A 26,366-nucleotide genomic window follows, 5' to 3' on the forward strand; every position below is an offset into this window, starting at 1 on the left:
TACTGTATCGTTTTATTTATCAAGCGTGACAGGGATCACGTCCGCGTCAGCGCTGTCCCAGTCTGGGGCATCGGGTCCGGGCGGGTTGATCGACATGTCACGACACGCAATAAGCACCGCCATGAGTCGTCCTGATACCGGTCTACCCAACCATTTCGAGCTGCTCGGCACCGATGGTGCCGCGCGCACCGGCCGCCTGACCACGCCACATGGAATGGTGCGAACCCCCGCCTTCATGCCGGTCGGCACCGCCGGCGCCATGAAGGGCATGCATTGGCGCGAGGTGCGCGATGCCGGCGCCGACATCGTGCTCGGCAATACCTATCATCTGATGCTGCGTCCCGGCGCGGAGCGCATCAACGCCCTCGGCGGCCTGCAGAAGTTCACCGGCTGGAATGGGCCGATGCTGACGGATTCCGGCGGCTTCCAGGTGATGTCGCTGTCGGACCTGCGCAAGATCAGCGAGCATGCCGTCACCTTCCGCTCGCACATCGACGGCGCCAAGATCGAGCTGTCGCCGGAGCGCTCAATCGAGGTCCAGCGTCTGCTCGGCTCCGACATCGCGATGCAGATGGACGAGTGCGTGCGGCTGCCGGCCGAGCGCGACGACATCGACCGCGCGATGCGTCTGTCGCTACGCTGGGCCGAGCGAAGTAAGCGCGCCTTCGAGAGCGCGCCTGATGGCTATATGCTGTTCGGCATCGTGCAGGGCGGCGACATCCCGCAGCTGCGCCATGTCAGCGCGCAAGGCCTGGTCGAGATCGGCTTCCACGGCTACGCGATCGGCGGGCTGGCCGTCGGCGAGCCGCAGGCGGTGATGCTGGCGATGATCGACGAGACCGCGCCGGCGCTGCCGACGGACCGTCCGCGCTATCTGATGGGCGTCGGCACGCCCGACGACATTCTCGAGGCGGTGAAGCGCGGCGTCGATATGTTCGATTGCGTGATGCCGACGCGCAACGGCCGCCATGGCGTTGCCTTCACGCGCTTCGGCCAGGTGAACTTGCGCAACGCGCGTCACGCCGATGATCCGCGTCCGCTCGACGAAGAGAGTTCATGGCCGTCGGCGCGCAACTACGCGCGCGCCTATCTGCACCATCTCGTCAAGGCCGGCGAGACGCTGGGAGCGATGCTGCTCTCTGAAATCAATATCGCTTACTACCAGTCCCTGATGCAGGGCATCAGGGACGCGATCGCACACGGAACGTTCGATCAGTTCAATCAGCGTACGCGCGAGGATTGGGCGAAGGGCGACATCGCCGCGCGCTAGGCGCGTCAACGATCAGTTGCACACAATCCGTTGTTTAACGGCATGCTTGGTGACGAAGCCATAGCCGCAATTGTCGCAGGTCCAGAGATAGCTGATCATGTGGTCCGAGACGTAGGCAGAAGCTTCGGCGGCGACCATGGAGTCGGCGCAGACGGGACAGGTGGGCAACTCGCTACAACGCGGATCACGCCTTGGTGCGACGGTCGACAGCACTTCAGCAACTGCTGACATCGTGGTGACCTCCTGCTTCGAGACCTAAGTCTAACATAAGCAGAATCAGTTGACGAGGTCGCAACACAAATGCGTTGGTTTTCTGATAATTAAAGCTCACGCGATTTTGCGATGCAGCGTATTTAACATGTGCCGCATTGCCGCTTGCGTGTGGTCACAAGCTGTCCGTAACTGGGCAAGCGCTGCGACAGAAGCGCAAACTATTGCCATAGGGAGTTCATCATGGACGCATCGTCCACCACGGGTGCAGCGCACCAACCCGGCCGCGGCCGCGTCTATGACTCGATCGTCGAGGCTTTCGGCGACACGCCGATCGTGCGCTTGCGCCGGCTGCCGGGTATGCACGGCGTCAATGCGACTGTTCTGGCGAAGCTCGAATATTTCAATCCGGCCGCGAGCGTGAAGGACCGCATCGGTGCGGCCATGATCATCGCCATGGAGAGGGCGGGCATCATCAAGCCTGACACCGTGCTGATCGAGCCGACCTCCGGCAATACCGGCATTGCGCTCGCCTTCGTCGCGGCGTCACGCGGTTACCGGCTGAAGCTGGTGATGCCGGAATCCATGTCGATCGAGCGGCGCAAGATGCTCGCCTTCCTCGGTGCCGAACTGGTGCTGACGCCGGCTGCGCAAGGCATGAAAGGCGCGATCGCAGCGGCCGAAGAGCTTTTGAAGACGACACCGAACTCGGTGATGCCGCAGCAGTTCAAGAACCTCGCCAATGCCGAGGTGCATCGCCGCACAACGGCGGAGGAGATCTGGAACGATACCGCCGGCAATATCGACTTCTTCGTTGCCGGTGTCGGTACCGGAGGCACCATCACGGGTGTCGGTCAGGTCCTGAAGCCGCGCAAGGCGTCTTTGCGGGTGGTCGCGGTCGAGCCCGAGGAGAGCCCGGTGCTGTCAGGCGGCCAGCACACACCCCACAAGATCCAGGGCATCGGCGCGGGCTTCGTGCCCGACATCCTTGATCGCGGGGTGATCGACGAGATCGTGAAGATCAATTCGACGACCGCGATCGAGACATCGCGGGCGCTGGCGCGGCATGAGGGCATTCCGGGCGGCATCTCCTCGGGGGCTGCGATTGCCGCAGCGCTCCAGATCGGCAAGCGGCCGGAAGCGGCGGGAAAAACCATTTTGGCTATCGTGCCGTCCTTCTCCGAACGATATCTTTCGACCGCTCTGTTTGAAGGGATCTGAAAGATGGCGGAACAACCGAGGCGGCCGCGGACATTGGGCGACGCGCGAACCGAAGCCGAGGCGGCGTTCAAGAAGGTGACGGCCAAGGTTGCCGCGGCGCCGCCGAAGCCAAATGTGGCGCCGGGCATCAGAGAGCAGGTCACGTTGCGCATCGACCAGGACGTGCTCGAGTTCTTCCAGGAGGGCGGACCCGGCTGGCAGGATCGCATCAACGAGGCGCTGCGCAAGGCGGCAGGGAAGTAGACACCGCTCGTCGCGTGTAGCCGCTGACTCCCCATTCTGAGGAGCAACAACAAAAAGCCCGGCGCAAGCCGGGCTTTCGTGTTCTGCGAGAGAGGCGAGCCTCAGCGGCGGAACATGCCGCCCATCATGCCGCCGACGACGCCGCCGACGAAGGCTGCGCCGGCAGCATCACCCGCGTTGTTACGCTGGGGAGCCGGTGCGCTGCTGGGCGCGCTGGCGCGCCGGGCCGCCTTCTGACTGTTGTCACTCGCGGTCGGCGGGGCAGCCACAACCTCCGAAAGCATGGCCTTGTGCTGAAGCTTGTTGAGGTAGCCCGACGAGGGATAGCCGCGCGCCGCCTGCCAGCGCTTCAACACCGTGCGGGTCTCGTCGGTGAAGACACCCGTCTGCTTGGTGTCGAAGCCGAGCCCCGTGAGCCGACGCTGCACGTCGCGGCGCTGGTTCTTGTCGAGCCCGATCTGGTCCTCGGTGAGCTGGCTCGCCTCTTCGGTGAAGGTCGCGGGATCGACGCCGGCGTTGAGGGTGCGGGTCGTGGTCGACGGTCCGCTCTTGATCGCCGCGAGCCGCGCCAGTGCCAGCGCCTTGAACTGGCCGTTCGGATAGGCGGTGACATAGGCGTTGAGCTCTTCCGCCTTGTTGGACTCCTTCACCGAGCGCCAGAACTCGACTTCAGCCTCTGAGCCGCTGGCCGCTGCGGCTGGCGCAGCGGTTGCCGTTGGCGCCGCGTTGGCGACCTGGGTCGTCGGCGCCTGGTTGAGATAGACCGCGCCGATCAGATTGGTGTGCCCCCAGGGCAGCTGGCCCTTGTGGGTCTCTTCATTGACTTGGGCGCGGACGGAGGTCATCGCCTGCTGGATCTCGACGCCGGGCTTGGTGATGTTGTCGATCAGCGCGCGGGTGAACGGGCTGTTGTTGCCCTCCTGGCCGTCGAGCGCGGTCTGGCCCGGGCCGGTCGCGAACGCGATCAGCGTGCCTTCGCCGGACTTCATCTCGGCGAGACCGCTCCCCACGTTGACGCTGCGGGTGGCGGAGTTCGACTTGATCTTGGCGGCAAAGGGGTTGTCGCGGCAGGCGTCGAGGAACACCAGCTTGACCTTGGCATCGCCCATGGTCTGGTCGAGCGTCAGGTCGATGTTGATGGCGGCCCCGAGCTTGACGTCCATCTCCGACTTGATGTCGGCATCGACGGGCAGAAGATAATTGGTGCCGCCGACGGCAATGCCATGGCCGGCATAATAGAATATCGCAATGTCGGAGCCCTGAGCCTTGCGGCCGAAATCAAGCAGTTTCTCCGTCATTTGGTCGCGCGAGAGATTAGATCCTTCAATCACGTCGAAGCCGACATTGCGCAGCGTCGATGCCATCGCCTTGGCGTCGATCGGCGGGTTCGGCAGTTGCGCGACGTTCTTATAGGCGCCGTTGCCGACGACGAAAGCGACGCGACGGTCGGCCTTCGCGGCGCTGACCGACAGCGCCATGCACATCAGCGAAACGATGATGGTGAGAGTGCGCATGTGGAATCCCCAACAGAATCGAATAATGGGCAGCAACAAATTGGGTGCGAACCTACACGAAAGCCCCCGGCCTCGCGCAAGCAAAACGGCGGTGCACCCAATTCACCCGACCCTGTGACCGAATGTGCACGATGGAATGCTCTTCCAGCGTGATCCATATCACGCTCGATCACTGTGATTTGTCGCGGCAGGCCGCGCCCCGGTTCACTGCGCGCGTGCGGGAACCGGTGCGGCAGGCTTCAGATTCAGGAGATTGCCGAACAGGATCAGGGCCGCACCCAGAACGGTCCAGGAGTCGAGGCGCTCCGAATAAACCAGCCAGCCGGCCGTCGCGGTGAGGGGAACCCGCAGGAAGTCCATGGGAACCACGATGGTCGCGTCCGCGTAACGCAGCGCGCTGGCGAGGCAATAGTGCGAGAAAGTGCCGCAGACCCCGATGACAAAGAGCCAACCCCAGAGGGTGACCGACGGCCAGGTCCAGACATAGAGCGTCGGCAGCAGGCCCATGACCATCTGCACCACGATCATCCAGAACAGGATCGACAAGGCGCTCTCGGTCCGCGTCAGCGATTTCGCCAGAGCCATGGAAATGCTGAAGCCAATCGCGGCGCCGAGCGCGATCAACTGCCCCGGATTGATCTCGCCCGTGGCGGGCCGCACGATCATGACGACGCCGACGATGCCGAGCACGATGGCTCCGATCTTCCAGCTGGTCATGCGCTCGGACAGGAAGGTCGCGGCCAATAGCGCGGTCCAGATCGGCATCGTGAATTCGATCGCGACGACCTGGCCGATTCCAATCAGCGTCAATGCGTGGAACCAGCCGAGCTGTGCAAAATAATGCACGCCGTTGCGGACGAGGTGTTGAGGCAGGCGTTTGGTTGCGACTGCCTTGGCGCCACCGGCCCGGTAGATGAGTGGCAGCAGCAGCGTGAAGCCGATCAGCGAGCGTACTTCCATGATCTGGAAGACGCTCAACTCGCGCGTGGTCTCGCGCCCCGCGACCGCCATGACCAGCATCAGGGATAGCCAGCCGGCCATCCAAAGTGCGGCCATCGTTTTGGACGGTGTTGCGCTCATCGATGCGGGGCAGGAGGTCAAAGCTGAGGGGAGGCCGGTATCGGCGACATCGCTGGCGTTGGCAACGGCCAAATCTGCGGATGCAGCGATGCAGCGCGGCGTGGTAATCCAGACGCAGATCAACAAGAAGATCGGGAGATCTCCGCTCATGCGCATCTTGCAGCCGGCCGAATGGAAGAAACCCCGGGGTTTTTCACATGGCGTCGTGGCGGAGGGGCCGGGCCGCTGGGTCGTGTTGGCCGGGCAGACCGGCGGCGACGAGACCGGCGATTACCATCCCGACATGGCAGCCCAGGTCGCGGCCGCGTTGAAGCGGATCATCAAGCTTCTCGCCGAGGCAGGCGCGGGCCCTGAGCACATCGTGCGTTTGACCTGGTATCTGACTAGCCGCAGCGAATATGAGGCCGCAGGCGCCGGCATTGGTGCGGCCTGGAAGGAGACGCTCGGGCGCAATTTCCCGCCGTCGACGCTGCTCTATATCGGTGGCCTCGTCGATGACCGGGCCAAGGTCGAGATCGAGGTCACGGCGTTTGTGCCTGGCGCATAAAAAAATCGACCCGGCGAGGTCGCCGGGTCGATTGCTTTGTGGCCGGACGGCTCAGCGCGACAGCGTCATGTCTGCGCCGCGAAACTGGCTGTCCGCGCGCATCCGGACGCTCTGCTTGTTGCCAGAGGTCTTCAGCGAGATGTTGGCGTTGAAGCCGGCGGCCGAGGCAACCAGCTCGTAGTTTCCGCCGCCGCCGCGGCCCTGGAGCGAGCCAGAGATGTTGCGGCTGGTCTCCGACCAATTGCCGGTGATGGCACTGCCCTCGGCCTTAACGCTAGCGCCGAGGTTGAATTTGTAGGCATCGCTGGCGCAGGTCAGCGACATCTCCATGGTCGGTCCGATCGGGGCGTATTTGGCCCGGCAGCGGATACGTTCGGTGGACCCGTCATCCAGGGTGACGGTGCCGGCGCCGCTCCAGCTTCCCGCCAGCGGCGCGAAAGGACCGGACTGGGCTCTGCTCTCCGAGCTGGCAACAGCCGTCACAAACAAAACGGCGGCCGCCACGAGCAGCCGCCGGGTAAGGACGCTCGTCCCGAATTGCTTATTGGCGCGATGCTTCCCACCGCCCGCTGCACGGTATGCCTGCAGATGCTCCATTCCACTTCCCCGATCCGGCGTTGCCGCTGAGTTGACCGTTGGCATATGCACCATTGATCGAAACTTTAACAAGGCCCCCACTGCCGATGGTGCCGGAAACGTTAGCGCCGGGCGCTGTGATCTTGCCGTCGGCAACCGTCAGCATCGAGCTCGCGGTCGGCTCGCAGGAACCGGTCTTGGTCACGATGGTGACCTGCCAATTGCCGTCAAACGGGGTCTGGGCGACGGCCGGGGCGGCGAGGGGGGCGGTAATAATTGAAGCGGCGCAGAATGCCGCGATGCGACCAAAACGCATGAATTCCGTCCTTGAATCTGTCTGATATGCTGACTCTTATTCGGAGGAAATGTGACGGAAATTTGGTGCAATGCAAAGTCGAAAATTGTTCCTGTGGGAACAATGGTTTATTTGCGTTTTCGGTTCTGATTTTCGAAGCGGAATCAAGGCCCCCTCACGTTAATCGTTAACGTCAGGCGAGACGCAGGATGGAGCAGCTCTAGGACAGGCTCGGAGCTGAGGTCGCGAACTGCTCGTCCTGAGCCTTGGCCGGCAACGCCTTGTGGACCTTGGCGTAGTCGATCACGTCAGCCAGCAGCTTGAGGCCGAGCGGGGCCAGCGCACGCTCCCAGAGCTCGCGGGCGGTCTCGCCCTTCTTGACGAAGCACCAGTCCTGGGCGGCGATGGCGCCGGCGTCCATGCGGTCGGCGAGGTGATAGATGGTGCCACCGGCGATCGGATCGCCTTCCTTGATGGTCCATTCCACTGCGGCCTTGCCCCGATGGCGCGGCAGCAGCGAGGGGTGATAACCGATGCCGCCGAGCTTGGCGGCGGCGAGGGCGTCCTTGCCGATCCGGGCATGGCTGTGCGCGGTGATGATCAGATCGGTGTCGGGGGCGATTTCGGAGGCGACCACGAGCTTGGGATTGGCCTGCACCACCACCTCGATGCCGGCGGCCTCGGCGGTCGCGGCCAGGCGGTCATCCGCATCGGCCACCACAACCCGCACGATCCCGACGCCGTGCTCGCGGAGCATGTTCAGGGTGGTCACGCCGAAATGGCGGGAGCCGACGAGGGTAATGCGCATGGGTGTCTGATCCGTCTCGCAGCTGCGTCATCCCCCGATAACACGTCCGGCCGTCCTGTCACCACCCGCGCGGCGTTTGCGGCGGTTATCAACAATGCGAAGGGTGGGGAGCGATGAACTCGGCAATTGCGTTGCCGCCTGTTCAGGTGCTTCCATGGGCGTATTACGACCGGCTCGGAGCCAGCACATGCGAAGCGCTTGGTTTGTCCTTCCCGCTGTCCTGATCGCGGCCGCTCCGGCCCGCGCCGGCGGGCCATACCCGGCAGTCCCGCCCGAAATCGGCGTGGCGCCCTTCATCGGTCCGACTTGGGACAGCTATCGCTGCGCGGAAGGAACGATCTACAATTTCTATCACAACGCCTATTACGGCGAGGAGCCGCCGGCGCTTTATCGTGGCTACGCCTACAGGCCGTACTATCGTTACGGCGCCTACCGCAGGCTGCCGCGGAAGTATTTTTGCGTCGTCGACTAGCGTTGCCGCGCGGCAACGCTCAGCCACAAATGATCAATACGCCGGTTCCTGTGTTTCGTTTCCGACAGACGGAAGCCGCTGTGTGTCGTTAGAACGTGCGCTTACCGGGGCTGGCTAAATTTCATTCCGGATCCATTTTCGAACCCGGCTTTGGCCGCTGGCGTGATCGCCAGCGGCTTTTTATTTCTGCGACCACAAAATCATCAAACGGTAACGCGTTCTCAACCTGGCTGTCGTATCGACTAATCTGTCGCGGATTTGTATTGCGTACCGCGACACCAAAAATGCCCCGCCGGCGTAGGTGCGCTGCGCGGGCATTTTTGCCGGGACCAATTTTATGTCGAATGCAATTGCGCAAATCGTGGACGCCTATGTGCGCCTGAAGAATCGCCGTGGCCTCGACGAGCTGATGATGCACAGGCAGCGCCTCGCCGTCGATCTGAAGAGCAGGTCGGGTGCTTACGATTTCAGCCTGGCGATCAGCAAGATCGACGAGGAGATCGCGATCATCGAGGAAGGTCTCAGCCGGCTGAAGGCTGAATCCACGGAGCCCGGCGGCACGACGGTCTGACGCGCTCAGTCGCGCCGGCCGCCGTCGATGACGGTGAACAGCGGCCGTGCCGGAGTCGGCTCGACCAGCAACTCCTCTACCAGCGCCGTTGCCGCATCGACATATTTGCGCGTGGGCTTGTCGAGCTCACGTTTTGCTTCGTCGTCGAGCGCGACCTTGGCAGCCTCGACCAGCTTGCGCATGCGCGCGGCGTGATCGTCACCCGCGGTCAGCGTCGCACGCGCCAGCGAGCGCAGCACGAACAGCTCGCCTTCGAGGCGGAGCAGGCGGTCGTTGAGCCTGGTGAGGACGGCGTTGAGGTCGGCCATGGCTGCGGTTCGCTGGAGGAGATCCTGATCCGTCTAGCGGCGATCGGTGAACGGAGTGCAAATGCCGATGGTGCAATTGGGCCGATCTGGCATACCCACGGCCTGTCCGCGTCGCCGAGTTCAGGCGGCGGTTCGCGCCAGATAGTCGCGCGCGAAGGCGAGATACCAGTCGAGGCAGGCCGGATTGGCCATCGCCTCCCTGTTGATGACCTTCTCGACGGGCTGGCCGAGCAAGAGCTTCTTGATCGGCAGCTCCTGCTTCTTGCCCGAGAGCGTGCGCGGGATCTCGGCCACCGCAAAGATCTCGTTCGGCAGGAATCGTCGTGACAAGCCGGCCTCGATCGCCTTGTTGATCTTCGCCTGCATCGCGCCATCGAAGGCGACGCCGTTACGCAGCACGACGAACAGCGGCATGTAGCTGTCGCGGCCGAGATATTCGAGATCGACGACGAGGCTATCGAGCACCTCCGGCAGCGCCTCGATCGCGGAGTACAGCTCGCTCGTACCCATGCGCAGGCCGTGCCGGTTGATGGTGGCATCGCTGCGGCCATAGATCACGCAGGAGCCGTCCGGATTGACCTTGAGCCAGTCGCCGTGGCGCCACACCGGTCCGCGGCCGCTGCCGTCGAAATTGTCGGGATAGGTCTCGAAATAGCTGGCGCGATAGCGAACGTCGCCCTTGTCGTTCCACAAATAGAGCGGCATCGATGGTATCGGCTCGGTGCAGACGAGCTCGCCGACCTCGTCGATCACGGCGCGACCCTGCTCGCTGAAAGCTTCGACCGCCGCGCCCAGCAGCCGGCACTGCATGGCCCCCGGTGTCTGCGGCAATTCGCGGTTGCCGCCGATGAAGGCGCCGGCGAAATCGGTGCCGCCGGAGATGTTCGCCCACCAGATGTCGGCTTGTGCCGCGCTGCCATTTGTTTTCGACAGCGCCGCGAAGCGGTCGTTGAACCAGGCTTGCGTGTCGGCGCTGAGCGGCGAGCCGGTCGAGCCGAGACAGCGCAATTGCGACAGGTCGCCGACAGCAGCGAGATCAATCTCCGCCTTGGCGCAGTTGGCGAAGAACGCCGCGCCCGCGCCGAACAACGTTGCTTTCGATTGTGCCACGAAGCGCCACAGCGTGGACCAGTCCGGCTTGTCCTTGGTGCCGCCGGGACTGCCGTCGAAGATGCAGCAGGTGGTGCCGCTGAGCAGGCCGCCGACCTGGCAGTTCCACATGATCCAGCCGGTCGAAGAGTACCAGTGATAGCGCTCGCCGAAGGAGTTCTCGTGGTAGGAACAGCCGAGGTCGTTGTGCAGACCGAGCAGCGCCAGCGCCACGATGACGATGCCGCCATGGCCGTGCACGATCGGTTTCGGCAGGCCGGTGGTGCCGCTGGAATAGACGATCCAGAGCGGATGATCGAACGGCAGCCACATCGGCTCGAATGCGTCGATCGCGGTGCCCGTCCCTGCGGTGATGTCGGAGAGTCGCGCGTCCGCCGCGGCGGCTTCGCTGTGCAGGATGACGTGCTCGACGCTCGGTAGCGATCGCCGCAACTCGGCGACGACGTCGTTGCGATCATGCCTGCGCCCGGCATAGGTGACGGCGTCGCAGGCGATCAGCACTTTGGGCTCGATCTGCTTGAAGCGGTCGATCATGGCGGGCGCGGCCATGTCAGGCGCGCAGACGCTCCAGACCGCACCGATGCTGGCGCTCGCCAGAAACGCGATGATGGTTTCGGGGATGTTGGGCAGATAGGCCGCGACGCGATCGCCGGGCCGGACGCCGCAGTCCTTCAGATGCAGCGCGAGCGCGGCTGCCTTGCGCTTGAGCTCCGGCCAGCTGGTCTCTGTGAGCTTGCCGTCCTCGCCGCCGCTGACGATTGCGGGCAGGCCGGCGGCATGCGCCGCGTCGACATGCCGCAACACCTGCCGCGCATAGTTCACCTGCGCGCCGGGAAACCAGACCGCGCCGGGCATCTTGCGCTCGGTGATGACGGCCTCAAATGGCGTCGGCGATTGCAGATCGTAATAGTCCCAGATGCTGCGCCAGAATCCGTCGAGATCGCGCACCGACCATTGCCGCATGTCCTCGTAATTCTGGAATGTCAGGCCACGCCGCGCGGCGAGCCAATTGCGGTAGAGGGCGATCTGCGGGACGAAAGGAGCGGCCATTGCGTGTCGGCTTCGATTTGCGGGGAGGGGGAATTTATGTCGAAAACAACCCCATGCACAGTAGCGGGGGTATTGAATGCGTTCGACATTTTCAGTTGGCGCCGGCCAGACCCTGCTCGGACCTCGTCCAACGCGATCAGCTCACCCGATCTCGACGGCGCAACGCGTCGCGTCATCCGGATTTGACACGTCGGGCAAAACAGGAGCAGAGTGGCATCATCGAAAAATTCGTAACACCCGCGCGGAGAAATCCGGCGCGGGTTTTTTATGTCGGAGCAGTTGCCATGATCAAAGGATCGCTGTCGTCCTCTGCAACGGGCAATTGTGGTTCGCTCGGCCGCGCAGGCCTACCACTGCACTCCGGCCCAACGACGGCCGAACACCGCCGGCTTGGTCTTCACCGCCTGCCAGCCAAAGAAATGGTGCTTGCCGGACCACGAGTGGACCTCGCCGCTGCAGATCCTGCATTTGAATTGGCCTGAATGCGGCTCGGCATGCTCCTCCCTTGTCGCGGTGTAGTTCATGCTGCAACCGGGGCAGGTGAATTCTTCGATCGTCCAGAGACTGTTGGCCATTGCACCGCAATTCTTATTGGGGACCTCGACGCAAAGCGTAGATGCGGGCCTTTGCATCGGCGTAAATCGGCCGGCTGAAATCCGGTTAATCATCGTTAGCCAAACCGGGCTCTCGTCGCCTGTGCCGCAGCCCCAGGGGCCGCCTCGGATTGCCCGGACCGCATGCCGCGGTCGATGCGCATCTGTACGCGCCGGACCGCGAGAAGAGGCAGCCGGCCCTGGACCCGTCCTGACCGCACCCGGCGGCGATCGTGTAGCCGTAGCGCCATGAGCCGGGTGCGGCGTTCGGCTTGAGCGCATAATGAATGCCGCGGTGAACAGCTGCGAGGATTTTGGGCTCCCTGGGACGGCGTGCCATGGTCCCGGAATGCCGGCGGGGACGAGGCGTTCCTAATCACCCCCAGCCGGAGCCGGGGGCCTGCTCGTCTTGACGCCCGGCCCGGGGCTCGCAATAAGGCTGGGCCCGCGCAAGCGCCGGAACCCGGATCGATGCCGCAAGGAAAGCCGTGCCTGTGAAAAGTCTGCGTCAGCTCCTGACGGGCGAGGACGTTATTCAGCTCGTGATCCGGCTCGGCCTGTTGGCGCTGCTGATCATCTGGACATTCCTGATCATCCGGCCGTTCGTGCCGATCCTGGCCTGGAGTGCCGTGCTCGCGGTCGCGTTCTATCCGGCGTTCAGCTGGGTCGCCAAGGCTCTCGGCGGACGGCCCAAGACCGCGGCGGCAATCCTGACCCTGATCACGCTCGGCATCGTCCTCGGGCCTGCCACCTGGCTCGGCCTCAGTGCCGTGGACGGGGTGAGGGAGCTCGCGCACCAGCTCGGCACCGGTGATCTCGCGCTCCAGTCGGCGCCGGAGTCGCTCAAGTCCTGGCCTCTTATCGGACCCACGCTCTATGAGCTCTGGGACCAGGCCTATACCAACATCCGCGCCGTGCTGCGCGAGGTCGCGCCGTATCTCCAGCCGCTGGCGGGACCGCTCCTCGTGCTCGCAGGCGATGCCAGTCTCGGCACGCTGCAGTTCCTGGTTTCGGTGTTCGTCGCCGGCTTCCTGTTTCCGCACGGACCGCGACTGGTTGCGGCCGGGCGCGGTTTCCTGTCCCGCATCGTGCCGGAGCAGAGCGAGCATTTCCTCGGACTTGGCGGCGCCACCATCCGCGCCGTTGCGCAAGGCGTGATCGGCGTCGCCATCGTGCAGGCGCTGCTTGCCGGCATCGGCTTCAAGCTCGCGGCGGTGCCGAGCGCCGGCCTGCTGGCCTTCATCGTGCTGCTGCTCTCGATCGTGCAGATCGGCGCCTTCCTCGTGCTGCTGCCCGTGATCGTCTGGATCTGGACCGCCAAGGACGTCACGACGGCATTGGTGCTCACCGTGTTCTTCGTCGTGGTCGGCTTCATCGACACCATGTTGAAACCGCTCGTCATGGGACGCGGCCTCAACACGCCGACCATCGTGATCTTCGTCGGCGTGATCGGCGGCACGCTCGCCCACGGCATCGTCGGCCTGTTCATCGGGCCGATCATCCTGTCGGTGGCGTGGGAGCTGGCTGCGGCGTGGATCGGGACGGCGGCGAAGCGGGCAGCCGAGGCGCCCACACCCGACGAGACCTGATCGCGCCTCGCGCGCTGGAGAGGTCTGCGAGATTGGCCGCGCCTTGCCGCATGTGGATAATTGCGGGCAGCGGCAGCAACCGGAGCGGCCGTCGAACTTGTCTAACGAAATAGACAAGTTACCATGGCTCGATTCCTTTTTCGGTTTGCGACAGGTATGGCGAAGTCTTCCAAGCTGGTTGCCGCCAGGCGCGGCAAGGTTCTGTTGGTCAGGCGACGGGTGGACGGCCTGTGGATGTTCCCCGGCGGCCGCAAACGCGCGCGCGAAACGGAGAAGGCCTGCCTGCGGCGCGAGATCAAGGAGGAGCTGCCCAAGCTGAAGCTCGGCCGGATCAGCCTCTGGAAGGAAGTGAAGGCCAAGAACAAGCGTTCGGGCCGCAAGATGAGCGACGCGATCTTCATCGCGAAAAACGCCAAGGGCCGCCTCGCGATCGGCGACAAAAAGGAGCTCGACCGCGCCGCCTGGCAGAAGCCGCGCGGGGTCCGCCTGACCGCAACCTCGCGCTACATCCGCGATCGCCTGTTTCCGAGGAAGCGGCGGCGGAGCTAGAGCTCGATGGAGTCAGGTTCGGTCGCCGTCACGGATCACCTCGCCCTATGGGAGAGGTGATCCGGGCTCCCGGTTCGCATCGCTCAACCAAAACACATTCCGCTTTCGCCGCCCTGGTGCGACAAATAGTCCGGTCGACCGCGCGCCACATGTGAACCAGTTCACAAGCTGCCGTGGAGAGGGCTGCTATAGAGGCGTCATTGCCTTACCAATTCATTTTTTTGAAACGCCCCAGTGCCCCTACGCACTGGGGTTTTTCATGTCGGGGCATGATGCTCCTTGCGATTGGAGGATTTGCAAGATCGATGCGCGGTGCAGTCGCCGTATTTGCTCCTCTTGCGAAACAGCCAAATCCATCGCCTCCTGCCCCTTAGCTGTCTTCTGCCGCAAGCAACGGAAGCTCAGCTCTCTGAATGGAAACGGACCATGGACAGTACCGCGCGGGGAAGCCCGGTTGTGACCCGTAGCCGGCATATCGAAATCAAAAAGACCGGAGAGGCCGAGACGAGAAGCAGCGCGGCCTTAATTACGGAAGTCCTTTTGTCGCCGTAAAGGGATTGAATCCACGTTCGGCGAGGGCAGCCCACGAAGCCGCGCCAAGATGTGGCAATCGGAAATAGAGGCGTGGCCTGGCCGGATCGGTATCCAACATGAACCCAGTCGGTAGCGCGCGGACACTCGTGGCATAGAACCCGCCATCCGGCGACCTCTGGGATTCTATGATGGCGATCAACGACTCTGCCCTCCCGATCCTGCCGAGCAATTTCAGCAAGAGAGCCATTTGGCTCGTCCCTTCGGTCCACACACCGTCTCGGTCTTCACCGTAAGAAAAGCCCTTGTCGACACTCATTCGCTGTTCGGCGGTCGAAATTGCCGATGCAAATTTCTCGGCCGCTCCGGGGAGCGCCGTTAACGGCCAGACTTGAGCATCAAGGGCCAAAATCGGATTGCGCGTGATGCCGTCTTCGGCGGTCCCTGCGGCGAAACAGGCGCATGCCGGATCCCACATCGTATCGACGAAGCGCTCGGCCGCTGTTGCCATATCACGCCAGCGTGAATCGCCGGTGCGGGTTGCAAGGAGGCCAAACGCGGCGGCGAGGTCGGTATTGTGTTCGGTTGATTTCCATGTCCGTACGTCAGGCGTCGGCTCGTGCCCAAACGTACCGCCCGTGAAACCGCCAGTGCCGCGCGCGTCGGCCCATTGCGCGATCCAGGTGCCAAGCCGTGCCGCACCGTCGCGGAACCGAGAGCCGGTGTTCACATCATCAATCGACAGCAACGCCAACATGGCCCATGCCATGTTACCATTGTCGCTGCCCACCTGATATCGATCTTCTAACCACTTGTTCTGCGTATTGTCCCACCAACCCGGAAGTTTGGCGGAGCCACTGGCCACCACACCCGCGGCGTATGCGTTTCGGAGCCGCCCATCATGCCAGGTGCGGTCGTTATCGATGGCCCAGAGAATCGCCGAGCCAATTCGAGACGCCTTGTCTCGCTCACCGCAACCGACCAATGCGATGGCGGCTACCGCATTGTCATAGAGGTAGGCGGCGCCATGGAGAGGCCCCGATTCGACGGTCGGATAGCTGGGCAGGAACAACGGCCCTGACGGCGATGCCTTATCGATTAGACCAGCAAGATATCCGCACGCTGATGCTTGCGGTACTGCTTGAGCACGGAGTGGAGTGGCAACCACAATGATTGTGAAAGTCGTTACGATCCATGCGATCCATGCGAAGGCTGCTATTCGGCCCACTTGCTGTTCTCCGGGTGGACGAGGGTCCTATCTATGCCCATCGGGCAATGTCTTGAAGTGACCCGAAGCGGTCGATGTCGAGCTTGTCCCGAGCCATTATCAGCCTAACTGATCGACCACTGCCGACCATAGAGCCCATGGTTCGTCTCGATGTACCGGGTCCTCAATTGCAGTATGCACCATGACGACCTTAGAGGTCGGATCAACGCAAATATACTGGCCCTTGAATCCTAACAACGCGAACCGCCGCCTCTCACCGGGAAACAACCACAAGAGATAACCGTAACCAAATCCCTTCGTCGCCACGGCCGGTCGCAGATAGTCATCCGAAGCGCGAACGGTGGTTGCATCGATCATCCATTGCGTCGGAACGATCTGCTTGCCATTCCATGCGCCATCATGCGCCAGCAAACGTCCTAGCCGGGCGTAATCGCGCAGAACGGCATTGAAGCCAAAGTGCCCCAGTTCGAATCCTTCTGCGTCTACCAGCCAATTGGCATCCGCTTCCGCGCCGATCGGCTCCCACACTTTCTCGCGCAGATAGTCAGACGCTGACTTGTTGACAGCGCCGTGAAGCACCATGCCGAGCACGTCGGCTTCTATGCTCGCGTAGTAAAATCTCGTTCCCGCTGGGGCGACACGCCGATTGAATTGCACAATGCTCTTAACCGTGCCCAACTTTGAGTCCGGGAATGCGATCCCCATGCCGTTCCACAGGCGATTGAGGTCACGTCCTCCGTCTCTTGTTTCACCGAAATCGACGCCTGAGGCCATGTGCAGCAGATCGCGAATTGGCGTCCTGCCGTACTCGCTGCCTATAAGACCCGGTACATAACTTTCGGGGATATCATCGACCGACTTAATCGCCCCCTCCGAGATGGCGATCCCGATCAACAGTCCGGTTATCGTCTTGACCATCGACTGGGATACGAACCGATCTTGATCAGTTCGCGCGTACTGATAGCCCTCGAAGATAATCTGGTCGTCCTTGGCGATTAGCAGGCCAGTGGCTGGATTGCGCGACATGTAGTCGAGTGGCGAAAACTTGCCTCCCTGAAAATTGTAGTAAACGTCTGCCCTCGAGCACTTGAACTTCCAAGGCGTCACAGCTCGCCTGATAAGCCGCGTTGGATAGATGTGATCGATATGGGTGAATGCGCCGACACGGTATTTTGGCTCCCAAGGGTCGCCTTGCCTCCGCGCCTCCGCAATGTCGGGAAGAGGATAACCATCTTTGGCGCCGTAAAGCTCGGCGTTTGGACCTGTTGTGGAGAAAATCGGACCGGCGCAGTCTTGCGTCTCGCCGGGAGAAACTGGCTCTGCGGTTGCGGGAATGGGACCGGCAAACGCACAGGCGACTGTAGCAGCCAGCGATGACACGGCCTTACGGCGGGAATATTGCGGCGCCGACATGACGTCCCCCAAAGAGTCCTGTAAGTAGAGATCAAATCGGGTGGAAACTTCAAGGAGTATGTCTCCTATTGGCTCGTGGCTGACCTGCGCTCAGTTCGCAGTGATGTCTGCTTGCCAAGGTAAGCCGACCTTCGTCATGTTGGCTGCCGAGTTCAGCTTATGACCCAAAACCGACTTCGCGAGGATGCGTAAAATTATCAAGTTATGCTACGCGACAGGTTGATATTTTACCGTTATACAATCGGAGGATGGGCATTCGGCCAGCGAAAAGCCCCGATCATTTGGAGGACATGCTATGGCCGTAGCGCGAACAGTCCGAGCCTACTCCGAGTTGGTCAATCGATGGCGAGCAGTCGTCGATCGACCAATCTCGAAGGAAGCCAAGCATGTGGAGTGCATGTTGCTGCTTCGCGAGTTTATTAATGGCATTGCTTGGACCCGTATACGCGGACCTGACAGGCCTCTTCGGTTCTACGCTGACATGTTGGTGTTGCAAGATCTTCTTCGCCCACCATTAACGATGGACGAACTGGGCGAGGTCGCAATCAGGCCGGGCTATGATCTGGTAACAGGCTGGTTGGACGAGCATCGTAGTGTAGGCAGCTTACATGAGCGATGAGAATAGGTCGTGGCCCTTCAGGCGTCCCGTGTTAGGCGCGATTGCTATGCTGTGTATTGCCTTTGTGGCCTTTAAATTCGCCCGAGCACCATCCGCCGAGCAAGCCATGCAGGGCTCACTCAAAGAACTTGGTCTACCAGAACTTACAACGGCAGTCGCGCTTCATCCCGACACCTGCTCGATTGAGAGGTCTCTCTGGAAATGGCATGTAAGCTGCGAAGGCGTTCCAATTACCTTCTATCGGGATCGGTTTCAGTGTGATCCAGGTCCCCCAGAGAACTGCACGCTAGAGCCGTCGGATGAGCGAGTTTGCGTGTCGTATTATTGGGATATCGATCTTGATGGAATGCCGTCAAACCCGCGCGGTGACCACGGGCGCTATGCCTCTGTTGGTGCTGGTTGCAACCCCAAGGGCTCGCGTTCCGCTGAGCGGGAAGACATGGCAAGGCGCGGGATCCCGCCTCATCGCGAGGAATGCAACAAGGCCGGTTGCAGTTAATACACGTAATAGGCAGGCCACTGCGACGCCCGCTTGTGGCCCTTCTCGGAAGTCCGACAACGTCCGCTTCGCGCCGCTGTTGGGAGACAAGCAGACATCAGGTGCGCCTACTCTTAGCGGCAGATTTTATGAGTACGCACCCCAGAGCGATTATTCCCTCTGAAGAGCCTGCGCTGTTTGTTGCGACATTGCTTCTTCTAGGGTGCACTTTGGTTTCGATGCTCTACCTCACAACCAAGGTCTTCTACTTCAACAGCGATCAGTCATCACGCAAACGTTAGGTCGGCCAATGAAGGACGCCAAGACGGCGCCGCCGCGGGTCTTGGGAGCCAGTTCGAGCAGCAAGTGGGCCGGACAAAGCCAAGTGAAGGCGGTGGGGTGAGGGAGGCTCCTCCACACGTCAGCTGTGATATGTTGTGCCTTTCTTCATCGCAGGAGATAGACTGACGTGTCCGACACTCAGAAACTGACGCCCGCACTCTCGACGCCTGCTGAGGCGACAAATATATAAAGGACCGGCGGACAGAGCGGCTGGCCGCGTCAATGACCTCGATGGCGACGCCATCCTTGCTAAAGGAAAGAAGCTATTGCAGAAGCGCGCAATCTCCAATGTCAGGCAATTCGGAGTTGATGGTCGAAAGACGCTCTTCTTGCTCCTACTCCTTTCTGCAATCCCCGCGGATAACTGCTCCGCGCAGACATCGCCGCCCCCAGTCGACGAACATGCCTTGGAGCGCGTAACGCCGACAGTCGTGAAGAGATTGGCGATTCGCTTTTCACTGGGCGCATTCGCCGGCCGCTTCGAAAAGACGCGGCTCGGCGCGGTTCGCGAAGCCGTGGGCGAAGGGATCATCCAACACCAGGGCGACGCCGGAGCTAGCATCTATTGGCTGTGTTATCGGCGCGCGCAACATCGATTATGGGTGGTGTCCAGCGGAGAGATGGGCGGCCCGGACCATCGCGTCACGGAGATCGTTGAAGAACTCACCGGGAAAGACGCCGGGGCCGCGGCCGATTGCGCCATCATCCCGGAAAAGTTCTCGCCCGTCGTCTTCGACGGCAAGCTGCATTTGGGTATGTCGCGTCAGGAGGTCATCAAAACGTTGGGACCGCCGTCGAAGTCGGAAGCGGCTCAGATGGTGTATTCTCACGAGGGAAAGCTCGCAAACGGTTTCGATGAGGCCGCTTGGCTCATTCTCGGATTTGGTGAGGACAAGCTCGTGTCCATGCGCGGCGGCAAGACCACGACGAATTGAAGTGGATGCGAGCAGCGTTCGGGATCGCCTTTGACGCGTTGCGGACGTTGGTCTCGGCTGCCGATATTCCGTTCTGGACACGCCTTGGGTTCTGCGCGCTGGTCATTCCAATTTCAGGGGCGGCCCGACCAACGCCATTTCGAATGGTAGCCAAAATGCGGGGTCCGTCGGCGCCATCGCGTTACCCTTGGTGATTTCTATGAAGAACGCCTCCGCTTGACCAGCGGGTACGAAGACGAAAGAAATTCGTCCTGGCCCGTCGCTTACGTTGGCCCAGCAGTGGGGTACTCCACGCGGCCCGAAGGCTGAGTCGCCCGGTCCCAGCACGTACCGTTCGTCGCCGATCTCGACAATGTATTTTCCCTCAATGACGTGGAACCACTCGTCCTGATGACGGTGTAGATGTCGAGGAGGACCGCCTTTGGCATGGTGCGCGATCTCGGCCACCAGAAATTCACCGTTGCTGTCCGCAGTGGTCACTTTGAAAGTGAGGGTGCCGATGCCAACGCTGCGATGCACTGCATGTCGGTCATCGTTACGTGCGACCTGAAATGGCGCTATCGGGGTCTTTCCCATTGACGGCCTCCCGCTCCACCAATTCTTATGCCACTTGCACAACACACACGATAGGTTCTGATGCGCGCATTGAGTATCCTCGTGTACCCCGACGCGATCCGGGCCGAACGGCGATTTCATGTTAGTTTCGGACTAATCGCCGGGTGACCTACATCTTCTGCAATTGACCCATCTGCAACCTCAGGGAAAGGTCCGCATTTCGGCCGCTGTTGGTGGGTGACTGGACATCAATTGGCCGGCCGTCGAACGAGCGCACACCCAGCGACGCTGCCTGCTCAGCCCTGCCGCCGCAAAAACCCCGTGATCGTGACCTTCTCCCAGATGCCGGCCGCCGCGAACGGATCGGCGCGGTTGAAGGCCTCGACCTCGGCGCGGCCGGGGGCGTCGATCAGGAACAGGCTGCCGATCATCGTGGCGCCGTCGTCGGCGACCAGCGGGCCGGACATCACGATCCTGACGCCGAAGCGCGAGGTGTCGCCGAGAAACGACTTGTGAGCGTCGTAATTGGCAAGCCGCGTCGGCAGTGTGCCGGCACGGTCGACGGCATGGATGGCAAACAGCATGATGGCTCCGGGATTCCCTGGGACGGCTGTCGTCTCAGCCGTCCTCATTGCTCGATCGGATCGGGACGCGGTTACTTCGCGCCGAGCTTGCTGGCCTCTTCGAAGGTCGGGCAGGTGCGCTGTTCGAGCGGCTGGTCGAAGGGCTGGTAATTGTCCTTGGTGATGACGGTCGGCTTCAGCACGATCTCTGCGATGACAGGCTGCTCGCGCAAGGCTCGGATCGCCATCATGGTGCCGAGGCAGCCTTGGAAAAAGCCGTTATAGTCGCCGCTGGCGAGCAGCTTGCCGGTCTTGATGGCATCGATCGCCTCCTTGGTGCCGTTGATGCCGATCACCTGCGCCTTGCGGTTGGCGCCGTCGAGCGCCTCGATTGCGCCGACCGCCATGGCATCGTTGGCAGCGAGCACGCCGTCGATCTGTGCGTTCGACTGCATCAGGTTCTCCATGACCTGGAGCGCCTGCAGCCGCTGATAGTTGCCGGGCTGTGAGGCCAACAGCTTGGCGCCCGGATTTTCCTTCAGAGCGTCGTTGAAGCCGCGGACGCGATCGACATTGGTGAGCGACCCCTTGACGCCCTCGATGATGACGATGTTGCCCTTGCCGCCGATCGTCCTAAGCAGGAAGCGCGCGGTCTCGAGCCCGAGGCTGTAATCGTCGGCGCCGACGAAGGAGAGGAACTTGCCGCCGGCGGAGCGGTCGGTGATGTTGACGACGGGGATCTTGGCGTCGTTGATCTTCTCGACGCCCGGCACCATCGCCTTGTAGTCGACCGGCGTGAAGACGATCGCGCTCGGCTTCTTCACCACGACGTCCTCGATCTGGCTGAGCTGCTCGGGGATCGAGTCCGGCTTGGTCGGAATGTACTGCAGCGTCTTGGCGTTCAGCGCCTTCGCCATGGCGTCGGCGCCGACCCGCACCGTCTGGAAGAACGGGTTGGTCTGGTTCTTGGTGAACACGGCGATGGTCTCGCCATCGGCCCGCGCCTGCGTGGTGAGTGCGGCCGCCATCGCGAGCGGCAGTGCGAGATAGCCCAGTCTCTGTTTCATGTCGTCTCCGTCCCCATTTTGATTTGTTGGATTGCTCGAGAACTCATTGCGCGCGGCGGCGGGTCTTCATGTCGAGCCAGACCGCGAGAATGACGATGATGCCGGTGACCAGCGGCTGCCAATTGGCGCTGACCGACAGCAAATTCATGCCGTTCAGCACCAGCGTCAGGATCAGCGCGCCGATGAAGGTGCCGAACACCGTGCCGACGCCGCCGAACAGCGAAGTGCCGCCGATCAGCACGGCCGCGATCGCCGGCAGAGTTAGACTCTCCCCGATGTCGGCCTCGGCGGAGTTGAGCCGTGACAGGAAGATGATCGAGGCGAGCCCGGCCATCGTGCCGGAAACGGCATAGACCAGCAGCAGCCGGCGGGTGACGGGAATGCCGGAAAGGCGGGCGGCGACCGGATTGGCGCCGATCGCATAGATCTCCTGGCCCCAGATCGTGCGCTGGGCGAACAGCGTTCCGATGCCGAGGAACACCAGCAGCAGATAGACCGGGATCGGCAGGCCAAACAGATAACCGCTGCCGATCTGGCGGAAGCCGGCCGGAAAGCCGTGCAGCGTCTCGCCCGCCATGTACCAGTAGGTCAGGCCGTTCAGCACCCAGAGCATGCCGTAGGTGGCGATGAAGGAGGGGATGCGCAACGCCGTCACCATGATGCCGTTGAGGAGGCCAACGATGCCGCCGCAGGCAAGCCCGGTGAGGATGCCGAGCGTCGCTGATCCCGTGGTTTGGATCACCGTCCCGGCGATGCAGGCGGACAGCGCAACGTTGGCACCGACCGAGAGGTCGAGGCCCGCGGTGAGCACCACCAGCGTCAGGCCCGAGGCGATGAAGAAGGTGAGGCTCGCCTGGCGGAGGACATTGAGGATGTTGCCGAGGCTGAGGAAGGACTCGTTCAGCACCGCCAGCACGGCGCAGATCAGCAGCACGGCGAGCAGCCGGTAGAACAGCTGGATCGCGTCCTGGGACAGGAACGAACGCGGCGGCGACAGCGCCTCCTTGGTGATGTCGGTCATGACCGGCTCCTGAGGCCGTCGAGGAACAGCGCGACGATGACGAGGACACCGACGCTTGCGACCTGCACCGAGGAGGGCAGCGAGATCAGGTTCAGCCCGTTGCGCAGCACGCCGACGGCGATGACGCCAAGGAGCGTGCCGAGCAGCCAGCCATTGCCGCGCTCGAACGAAGTGCCGCCGACTGCGACCGCGGCAATCGCATCGAATTCGAGCCCGAGCCCGGCGGTCGGATGGCCCGAATTCATGCGGGCGGTCATCAGAAGGCCTGCGACGCCGGCCATGGTGCCGCCGAGCGCGTAGACCGCGATCAGCAGCCGGTTCGGCGAGAGGCCGGCATAGCGGAGCGCCTCGCGATTGCCGCCGAGCGCGAACACGTAGCTGCCGAAGCGGGTGTGGTAGAGCAGGCCGTGAAAGACCGCGTAAGTCACAAACGCCAGCACGATCGGCAGGGGAATGCCGAGCAGCGTCGCCGAATAGATGTCGCGGACGCTGTGGGGAATGCCGACCACGCTCTGCCCGTCGGAGACGATCAGCGACAGGCCCTGTGCCATGCCGAGGGTGCCGAGCGTGGCCACGAAAGGTGGGATGCCCAAGATCGCGACCAGCCAGCCGTTGACGGTGCCGAAGGCCGCACCGACCAGCACGCCGGCACCGAGGCCGAGCAGCATCGACTTGGTCGCGAGCGAGACGATGGCGACGCAGAGCGAGGTCAGCGTCAGCACCGCGCCCATCGAGAGGTCAAGCCCCTCGGTCATGATGATCAGCGTCATCGGCAGCGCCAGCATGGTCAGGATGGTCGACTGCACCAGCACGTTGGAGAGGTTGGCCGGGGTGAGAAATCCAGGCGCGATCGCGCCGAACAGCATGATCAGCGCGCCGAGCACGATGGCGACGCCGGGGATTCGCTGCAGCGGATTGGGTCCTGACACGACCGCGGCCTCACGCATGATGCATCCCCAATCGCACGATGTTCTCCTCGGTGAGCTCGCTACGCGTCAGATGCCCGGCGACGCGTCCCTCGCGCATCACATAGGCGCGGTCGCAGACATGGCAGATCTCGACCTGCTCGGAGGAGATCATCAGAGCTGCCGCGCCTTCGGCAACCAGCCGGTCGATCAGCGCAAAGATCTCGGATTTGGCGCCGACATCGATGCCGCGCGTCGGCTCGTCGAAGATGAAGAGTTTTGCGCCGGCCGCCAGCCATTTGCCGATCACGACCTTCTGCTGGTTGCCGCCGGACAACAGGCCGACGGTCTGGCGCGCGCTCGGGGTGGCGATGCGGAGCTGGCGGATCAGGCCGTCTGCTGTGCGCTGGCCACTGCGCGGATCGAACAGGCCGCTCGGAAACAATTTTCGCAAGGCCGAGACAATGAGGTTGTCGCCGACCGAACGCAGCAGCGCGAGCCCTTCGCTCTTGCGGCTTTCCGGGATCAGCGCGATGCCGCGGCGCGCGGCCATATCAGGCTCGCCTGAGATCGGCTTGCCGTCGAACACGATCTCGCCCGAGGCGACCGGATCGGCGCCGAAGATCGCACGCGCCACCTCGGTGCGGCCGGATCCGACCAGGCCGCAGAGGCCGACGATCTCGCCCCTGCGCACCTCGATGTTGATGTCGGAGATTCCGCTCGGCGCGGTCAGGCCCTTGACCTGAAGCAGCACCTCGCCGGGCTTGTCGGTAAAATTGCGCGGATAGGTCATGTCGACGGTGCGGCCGACCATCATGCGGACGAGCTGGTCGGGCGTGACGTCGGCCGGGCGAACGCCGTCGATGCGGCGGCCGTCACGAAGGACCGTAATGCGGTCGCCGAGCGCGAACACTTCGGCCATGCGATGCGAGATATAGACGATCGAGACGCCGTCGGCCTTCAGCCGCGCGATCAGCGCGAACAGCAGCTCGGTCTCGCGATCGGACAGCGCGGCGGTCGGCTCGTCCATGACCAGGATGCGCGCGTTCTGGCTGATGGCCTTTGCGATCTCGACCATCTGCTGCTGGGCAACACCGAGCGTGTTGACGATGATGGACGGGTCGATGTCGAAGCCGATCGTGTCGAGCAGGCGCTTGGCGTCGGCCAGGATCCTGCGGCGATCGATGGTGCCGGGAATGCGGCCCTTCGGCTCGCGCCCCAAGAAGATGTTCTGGGCGATGTCGAGATAGGGGACGAGGGAGAACTCCTGGAAGATCACGGCGATGCCGAGCTTTTGTGCGTCCGCCGTCGAGGCGATCGTGACCTTGTCGCCTTTGTAGAAGAACTCGCCGGCATCGGCGCTGTAGGCGCCGCACAGCACCTTCATCAGACTCGATTTGCCCGCGCCGTTCTCGCCAAGCAGCATGTGCACTTCGCCGGGGTAGAGCGCAAAGGAGACGTCGTCGAGCGCCTTGACACCCGGAAACGTCTTGCTGATGCCGCGCAACTGCAGCAGCGGAACAGGCGAGGGGGCAATATCAGGTACGGCGGTGCTCATATGGTGGCTCCGCTTGCGAAGATCTTGCCGGGATTCATCGAGCCGTCAGGATCAAGCGGCGTCTTGATCGACCGCATGATGTCGACGGCCTCGCCGAGCTCGTCGGTGAGGTAGCCGATCTTGCCAAGCCCGGTGCCGTGCTCGCTCTCGAGGCGTTCAGCCGAAGCGGCACTATCGACCCGCGGTCCCATCGTCTCTCCCCGTCGTCAATCCTTGTCGCGGAGTGTTGTCAGTCCGTCGATTCGACGTTCGGCTTACGCCGCTCTCGCGTTGCTTGCGGCCTGCTTCAGGCCGAAATCATAATTGAGGTGATAATAGGCGGCATTCACCATGCGACCATCCGGCGCACGGCCGGCCGGGCAGCGCACGAAGTCGTGGATCAGGCTGTCCTTGACGCCGAACACCACGTCGCTGTCGAGATATCTGTCGCCGGCGACGAACACATGTGTCACCAGCTGGTCGAAGCCCGGTGCCGAGATCATGAAATGCACATGCGCCGGACGCCAGGGATGGCGGCCCTGCGCCTCCAGCATCTCGCCGACCGGGCCGTCATGCGGGACCGGATAGGCCGCGGGCTTGATCGACCAGAAATGGAAGCGTCCGTTGGCGTCGGTGTGGAAGCGCGCGCGCATCGCGAGATCGCCGATCTCATCTAACTGCTGCACGTCGTAATAGCCGTCATTGTCGGAGTGCCAGACATCGACCACCGCGCCCGCGAGCGGCTTGCCGTCGACGGTCGACACCGAGCCGGTGACGATCATGGGATCGCCTTCCATGGTGCCCGAGATATCGTCGCCGTTCTGCTTCTCGGGCGCGGCCTGGACGAAGAACGGGCCGAGGACGGTGGTCTCGGTCGCGCCTTCCGGCACCGGATGGTTGATCGCGTCGACCAGCATGGAGACGCCGAGCGTATCCGACAGCAGGATGAACTCCTGGCGCTTGTCGTCGCACATGTGGCCGGTGCGGGTCAGGAAGTCGATGCCGTATTCCCATTCCTGCTGGGTCGGGCGCACCTCACGCACGAAGGCATGGAGGTGACGCACCAGCGCTTCGCTGACCTGCTTGATCCGAGGATCGGTCGCGCCAGCGATGCGCTCTAGCACGGCGTCGGTGATATTGGTTTCGCCAAGATTGCGCAAAATTCG

Annotated in this window: 27 protein-coding genes and 1 pseudogene; 9 read left to right on the top strand and 19 right to left on the bottom strand. The window is 62.6% G+C overall.

The features are described from left to right. Positions 1-121 precede the first annotated feature (121 nt). The gene (tgt, locus tag ACWAT4_RS19810; RefSeq protein WP_449731160.1) at positions 122-1,270 is read left to right on the top strand and encodes a tRNA guanosine(34) transglycosylase Tgt; all 1,149 of its coding nucleotides are present in this window, start codon (positions 122-124) and stop codon (positions 1,268-1,270) included. 12 nt (positions 1,271-1,282) lie between these two features. On the opposite strand, the gene ACWAT4_RS19815 is transcribed toward tgt, so the two are convergent. Continuing rightward, entirely contained in the window at positions 1,283-1,501 is a 219-nt protein-coding gene (locus ACWAT4_RS19815; RefSeq protein WP_128951697.1) for a hypothetical protein, read from the bottom strand. Positions 1,502-1,723: 222 nt separating this feature from the next. On the opposite strand from ACWAT4_RS19815, the gene cysK reads away from it, so the two are divergent. Together cysK and ACWAT4_RS19825 are read left to right on the top strand one after the other, a co-directional pair. Then, complete coding sequence (cysK, locus tag ACWAT4_RS19820; RefSeq protein ID WP_449727849.1) at positions 1,724-2,701, top strand: cysteine synthase A; 978 nt, start codon at positions 1,724-1,726, stop codon at positions 2,699-2,701. 3 nt (positions 2,702-2,704) lie between these two features. Next, positions 2,705-2,944 carry a BrnA antitoxin family protein gene (locus tag ACWAT4_RS19825; RefSeq protein WP_212303857.1) on the top strand — a complete coding sequence of 80 codons (240 nt, stop codon included), beginning with the start codon at positions 2,705-2,707 and terminating at the stop codon, positions 2,942-2,944. Positions 2,945-3,045: 101 nt separating this feature from the next. Here ACWAT4_RS19825 and ACWAT4_RS19830 read toward each other — a convergent pair whose 3' ends face one another. Continuing rightward, a complete protein-coding gene (locus tag ACWAT4_RS19830; protein ID WP_449727850.1) occupies positions 3,046-4,458 on the bottom strand; it encodes a caspase family protein in 1,413 nt (470 codons plus the stop codon). Between the two features lie 204 nt (positions 4,459-4,662). Continuing rightward, complete coding sequence (locus tag ACWAT4_RS19835; RefSeq protein ID WP_449731234.1) at positions 4,663-5,538, bottom strand: DMT family transporter; 876 nt, start codon at positions 5,536-5,538, stop codon at positions 4,663-4,665. A gap of 148 nt (positions 5,539-5,686) precedes the next feature. Between ACWAT4_RS19835 and ACWAT4_RS19840 the strand changes: the two genes are divergently transcribed. Continuing rightward, a complete protein-coding gene (locus ACWAT4_RS19840) occupies positions 5,687-6,085 on the top strand; it encodes a RidA family protein (RefSeq protein ID WP_212303855.1) in 399 nt (132 codons plus the stop codon). Positions 6,086-6,136: 51 nt separating this feature from the next. Here ACWAT4_RS19840 and ACWAT4_RS19845 read toward each other — a convergent pair whose 3' ends face one another. The 3 genes from ACWAT4_RS19845 to ACWAT4_RS19855 form a co-directional block, all read right to left on the bottom strand. Continuing rightward, positions 6,137-6,682 (bottom strand): hypothetical protein, encoded by a 546-nt coding sequence (locus ACWAT4_RS19845; protein ID WP_212303854.1) that lies wholly within the window; start codon positions 6,680-6,682, stop codon positions 6,137-6,139. After that, positions 6,627-6,977, bottom strand: a complete 351-nt coding sequence (locus ACWAT4_RS19850; protein ID WP_212303853.1) for a hypothetical protein — start codon at positions 6,975-6,977, stop codon at positions 6,627-6,629. Before ACWAT4_RS19850 ends, ACWAT4_RS19845 begins: the two co-directional genes overlap by 56 nt. A gap of 199 nt (positions 6,978-7,176) precedes the next feature. Next, complete coding sequence (locus ACWAT4_RS19855) at positions 7,177-7,764, bottom strand: formyltransferase family protein (protein ID WP_449727851.1); 588 nt, start codon at positions 7,762-7,764, stop codon at positions 7,177-7,179. A gap of 187 nt (positions 7,765-7,951) precedes the next feature. Between ACWAT4_RS19855 and ACWAT4_RS19860 the strand changes: the two genes are divergently transcribed. Next, complete coding sequence (locus ACWAT4_RS19860) at positions 7,952-8,236, top strand: hypothetical protein (protein ID WP_212424670.1); 285 nt, start codon at positions 7,952-7,954, stop codon at positions 8,234-8,236. A 337-nt stretch (positions 8,237-8,573) separates the two neighbouring features. Next, positions 8,574-8,807 (top strand): hypothetical protein, encoded by a 234-nt coding sequence (locus ACWAT4_RS19865; protein WP_212303850.1) that lies wholly within the window; start codon positions 8,574-8,576, stop codon positions 8,805-8,807. A 5-nt stretch (positions 8,808-8,812) separates the two neighbouring features. Here the strand turns inward: ACWAT4_RS19865 and ACWAT4_RS19870 are convergent, their stop codons facing one another. From ACWAT4_RS19870 to ACWAT4_RS19880, 3 genes are all read right to left on the bottom strand, one after another. Then, positions 8,813-9,115 carry a hypothetical protein gene (locus ACWAT4_RS19870; protein WP_011087444.1) on the bottom strand — a complete coding sequence of 101 codons (303 nt, stop codon included), beginning with the start codon at positions 9,113-9,115 and terminating at the stop codon, positions 8,813-8,815. 120 nt (positions 9,116-9,235) lie between these two features. Then, complete coding sequence (locus tag ACWAT4_RS19875; RefSeq protein WP_449727852.1) at positions 9,236-11,275, bottom strand: acetoacetate--CoA ligase; 2,040 nt, start codon at positions 11,273-11,275, stop codon at positions 9,236-9,238. 347 nt (positions 11,276-11,622) lie between these two features. Beyond that, a complete protein-coding gene (locus tag ACWAT4_RS19880) occupies positions 11,623-11,850 on the bottom strand; it encodes a hypothetical protein (RefSeq protein ID WP_212303848.1) in 228 nt (75 codons plus the stop codon). 506 nt (positions 11,851-12,356) lie between these two features. Here ACWAT4_RS19880 and ACWAT4_RS19885 point away from each other — a divergent pair. Continuing rightward, positions 12,357-13,457, top strand: a complete 1,101-nt coding sequence (locus ACWAT4_RS19885) for an AI-2E family transporter (RefSeq protein WP_212303847.1) — start codon at positions 12,357-12,359, stop codon at positions 13,455-13,457. A gap of 156 nt (positions 13,458-13,613) precedes the next feature. Continuing rightward, positions 13,614-14,006 carry an NUDIX hydrolase gene (locus tag ACWAT4_RS19890; protein ID WP_212303846.1) on the top strand — a complete coding sequence of 131 codons (393 nt, stop codon included), beginning with the start codon at positions 13,614-13,616 and terminating at the stop codon, positions 14,004-14,006. 526 nt (positions 14,007-14,532) lie between these two features. Here the strand turns inward: ACWAT4_RS19890 and ACWAT4_RS19895 are convergent. Both ACWAT4_RS19895 and ACWAT4_RS19900 read right to left on the bottom strand, forming a co-directional pair. Further along, positions 14,533-15,609 carry a hypothetical protein gene (locus tag ACWAT4_RS19895; RefSeq protein ID WP_449727853.1) on the bottom strand — a complete coding sequence of 359 codons (1,077 nt, stop codon included), beginning with the start codon at positions 15,607-15,609 and terminating at the stop codon, positions 14,533-14,535. Between the two features lie 255 nt (positions 15,610-15,864). Further along, positions 15,865-17,178, bottom strand: a complete 1,314-nt coding sequence (locus tag ACWAT4_RS19900; RefSeq protein WP_449727854.1) for a serine hydrolase domain-containing protein — start codon at positions 17,176-17,178, stop codon at positions 15,865-15,867. A 1,846-nt stretch (positions 17,179-19,024) separates the two neighbouring features. Here ACWAT4_RS19900 and ACWAT4_RS19905 point away from each other — a divergent pair. After that, positions 19,025-19,552 (top strand): hypothetical protein, encoded by a 528-nt coding sequence (locus ACWAT4_RS19905; RefSeq protein ID WP_449727855.1) that lies wholly within the window; start codon positions 19,025-19,027, stop codon positions 19,550-19,552. Positions 19,553-19,654: 102 nt separating this feature from the next. On the opposite strand, the gene ACWAT4_RS19910 is transcribed toward ACWAT4_RS19905, so the two are convergent. The 8 genes and pseudogenes from ACWAT4_RS19910 to ACWAT4_RS19945 all read right to left on the bottom strand — a co-directional run bounded on the left by ACWAT4_RS19910 (position 19,655) and on the right by ACWAT4_RS19945 (position 26,360). After that, positions 19,655-20,128 (bottom strand): cupin domain-containing protein, encoded by a 474-nt coding sequence (locus ACWAT4_RS19910; protein ID WP_212424678.1) that lies wholly within the window; start codon positions 20,126-20,128, stop codon positions 19,655-19,657. 275 nt (positions 20,129-20,403) lie between these two features. After that, positions 20,404-20,691, bottom strand: a complete 288-nt coding sequence (locus tag ACWAT4_RS19915) for a YciI family protein (protein WP_449727856.1) — start codon at positions 20,689-20,691, stop codon at positions 20,404-20,406. Between the two features lie 71 nt (positions 20,692-20,762). Next, positions 20,763-21,737, bottom strand: coding sequence for a sugar ABC transporter substrate-binding protein (locus ACWAT4_RS19920; RefSeq protein ID WP_449727857.1), 975 nt, complete (start codon positions 21,735-21,737; stop codon positions 20,763-20,765). Positions 21,738-21,780: 43 nt separating this feature from the next. Then, a complete protein-coding gene (locus ACWAT4_RS19925) occupies positions 21,781-22,758 on the bottom strand; it encodes an ABC transporter permease (protein WP_449727858.1) in 978 nt (325 codons plus the stop codon). Continuing rightward, positions 22,755-23,705, bottom strand: coding sequence for an ABC transporter permease (locus tag ACWAT4_RS19930; RefSeq protein WP_449727859.1), 951 nt, complete (start codon positions 23,703-23,705; stop codon positions 22,755-22,757). The genes ACWAT4_RS19925 and ACWAT4_RS19930 overlap by 4 nt, the downstream gene beginning before the upstream one ends. Beyond that, positions 23,698-25,221 carry a sugar ABC transporter ATP-binding protein gene (locus ACWAT4_RS19935; protein WP_449727860.1) on the bottom strand — a complete coding sequence of 508 codons (1,524 nt, stop codon included), beginning with the start codon at positions 25,219-25,221 and terminating at the stop codon, positions 23,698-23,700. Before ACWAT4_RS19935 ends, ACWAT4_RS19930 begins: the two co-directional genes overlap by 8 nt. Next, positions 25,218-25,364: pseudogene (locus tag ACWAT4_RS19940) on the bottom strand (FAD-linked oxidase C-terminal domain-containing protein); the annotation flags it as partial. The pseudogene ACWAT4_RS19940 and the gene ACWAT4_RS19935, both read right to left, overlap by 4 nt. 111 nt (positions 25,365-25,475) lie before the next feature. Continuing rightward, on the bottom strand, positions 25,476-26,360 hold the full coding sequence (locus ACWAT4_RS19945) for an intradiol ring-cleavage dioxygenase (RefSeq protein WP_449727861.1): 885 nt from the start codon (positions 26,358-26,360) through the stop codon (positions 25,476-25,478). Positions 26,361-26,366 lie beyond the last annotated feature (6 nt).

This window comes from Bradyrhizobium sp. T-1 (assembly GCF_053592855.1).

Coding starts and splice junctions, on each gene's coding strand:
- tgt (WP_449731160.1), top strand. CDS start 122: ATGAGTCGTCCTGATACCGGTCTACCCAACCATTTCGAGCTGCTCGGC.
- ACWAT4_RS19815 (WP_128951697.1), bottom strand. CDS start 1,501: ATGTCAGCAGTTGCTGAAGTGCTGTCGACCGTCGCACCAAGGCGTGAT.
- cysK (WP_449727849.1), top strand. CDS start 1,724: ATGGACGCATCGTCCACCACGGGTGCAGCGCACCAACCCGGCCGCGGC.
- ACWAT4_RS19825 (WP_212303857.1), top strand. CDS start 2,705: ATGGCGGAACAACCGAGGCGGCCGCGGACATTGGGCGACGCGCGAACC.
- ACWAT4_RS19830 (WP_449727850.1), bottom strand. CDS start 4,458: ATGCGCACTCTCACCATCATCGTTTCGCTGATGTGCATGGCGCTGTCG.
- ACWAT4_RS19835 (WP_449731234.1), bottom strand. CDS start 5,538: ATGAGCGCAACACCGTCCAAAACGATGGCCGCACTTTGGATGGCCGGC.
- ACWAT4_RS19840 (WP_212303855.1), top strand. CDS start 5,687: ATGCGCATCTTGCAGCCGGCCGAATGGAAGAAACCCCGGGGTTTTTCA.
- ACWAT4_RS19845 (WP_212303854.1), bottom strand. CDS start 6,682: ATGGAGCATCTGCAGGCATACCGTGCAGCGGGCGGTGGGAAGCATCGC.
- ACWAT4_RS19850 (WP_212303853.1), bottom strand. CDS start 6,977: ATGCGTTTTGGTCGCATCGCGGCATTCTGCGCCGCTTCAATTATTACC.
- ACWAT4_RS19855 (WP_449727851.1), bottom strand. CDS start 7,764: ATGCGCATTACCCTCGTCGGCTCCCGCCATTTCGGCGTGACCACCCTG.
- ACWAT4_RS19860 (WP_212424670.1), top strand. CDS start 7,952: ATGCGAAGCGCTTGGTTTGTCCTTCCCGCTGTCCTGATCGCGGCCGCT.
- ACWAT4_RS19865 (WP_212303850.1), top strand. CDS start 8,574: ATGTCGAATGCAATTGCGCAAATCGTGGACGCCTATGTGCGCCTGAAG.
- ACWAT4_RS19870 (WP_011087444.1), bottom strand. CDS start 9,115: ATGGCCGACCTCAACGCCGTCCTCACCAGGCTCAACGACCGCCTGCTC.
- ACWAT4_RS19875 (WP_449727852.1), bottom strand. CDS start 11,275: ATGGCCGCTCCTTTCGTCCCGCAGATCGCCCTCTACCGCAATTGGCTC.
- ACWAT4_RS19880 (WP_212303848.1), bottom strand. CDS start 11,850: ATGGCCAACAGTCTCTGGACGATCGAAGAATTCACCTGCCCCGGTTGC.
- ACWAT4_RS19890 (WP_212303846.1), top strand. CDS start 13,614: ATGGCGAAGTCTTCCAAGCTGGTTGCCGCCAGGCGCGGCAAGGTTCTG.
- ACWAT4_RS19900 (WP_449727854.1), bottom strand. CDS start 17,178: ATGTCGGCGCCGCAATATTCCCGCCGTAAGGCCGTGTCATCGCTGGCT.
- ACWAT4_RS19910 (WP_212424678.1), bottom strand. CDS start 20,128: ATGGGAAAGACCCCGATAGCGCCATTTCAGGTCGCACGTAACGATGAC.
- ACWAT4_RS19915 (WP_449727856.1), bottom strand. CDS start 20,691: ATGCTGTTTGCCATCCATGCCGTCGACCGTGCCGGCACACTGCCGACG.
- ACWAT4_RS19920 (WP_449727857.1), bottom strand. CDS start 21,737: ATGAAACAGAGACTGGGCTATCTCGCACTGCCGCTCGCGATGGCGGCC.
- ACWAT4_RS19925 (WP_449727858.1), bottom strand. CDS start 22,758: ATGACCGACATCACCAAGGAGGCGCTGTCGCCGCCGCGTTCGTTCCTG.
- ACWAT4_RS19930 (WP_449727859.1), bottom strand. CDS start 23,705: ATGCGTGAGGCCGCGGTCGTGTCAGGACCCAATCCGCTGCAGCGAATC.
- ACWAT4_RS19935 (WP_449727860.1), bottom strand. CDS start 25,221: ATGAGCACCGCCGTACCTGATATTGCCCCCTCGCCTGTTCCGCTGCTG.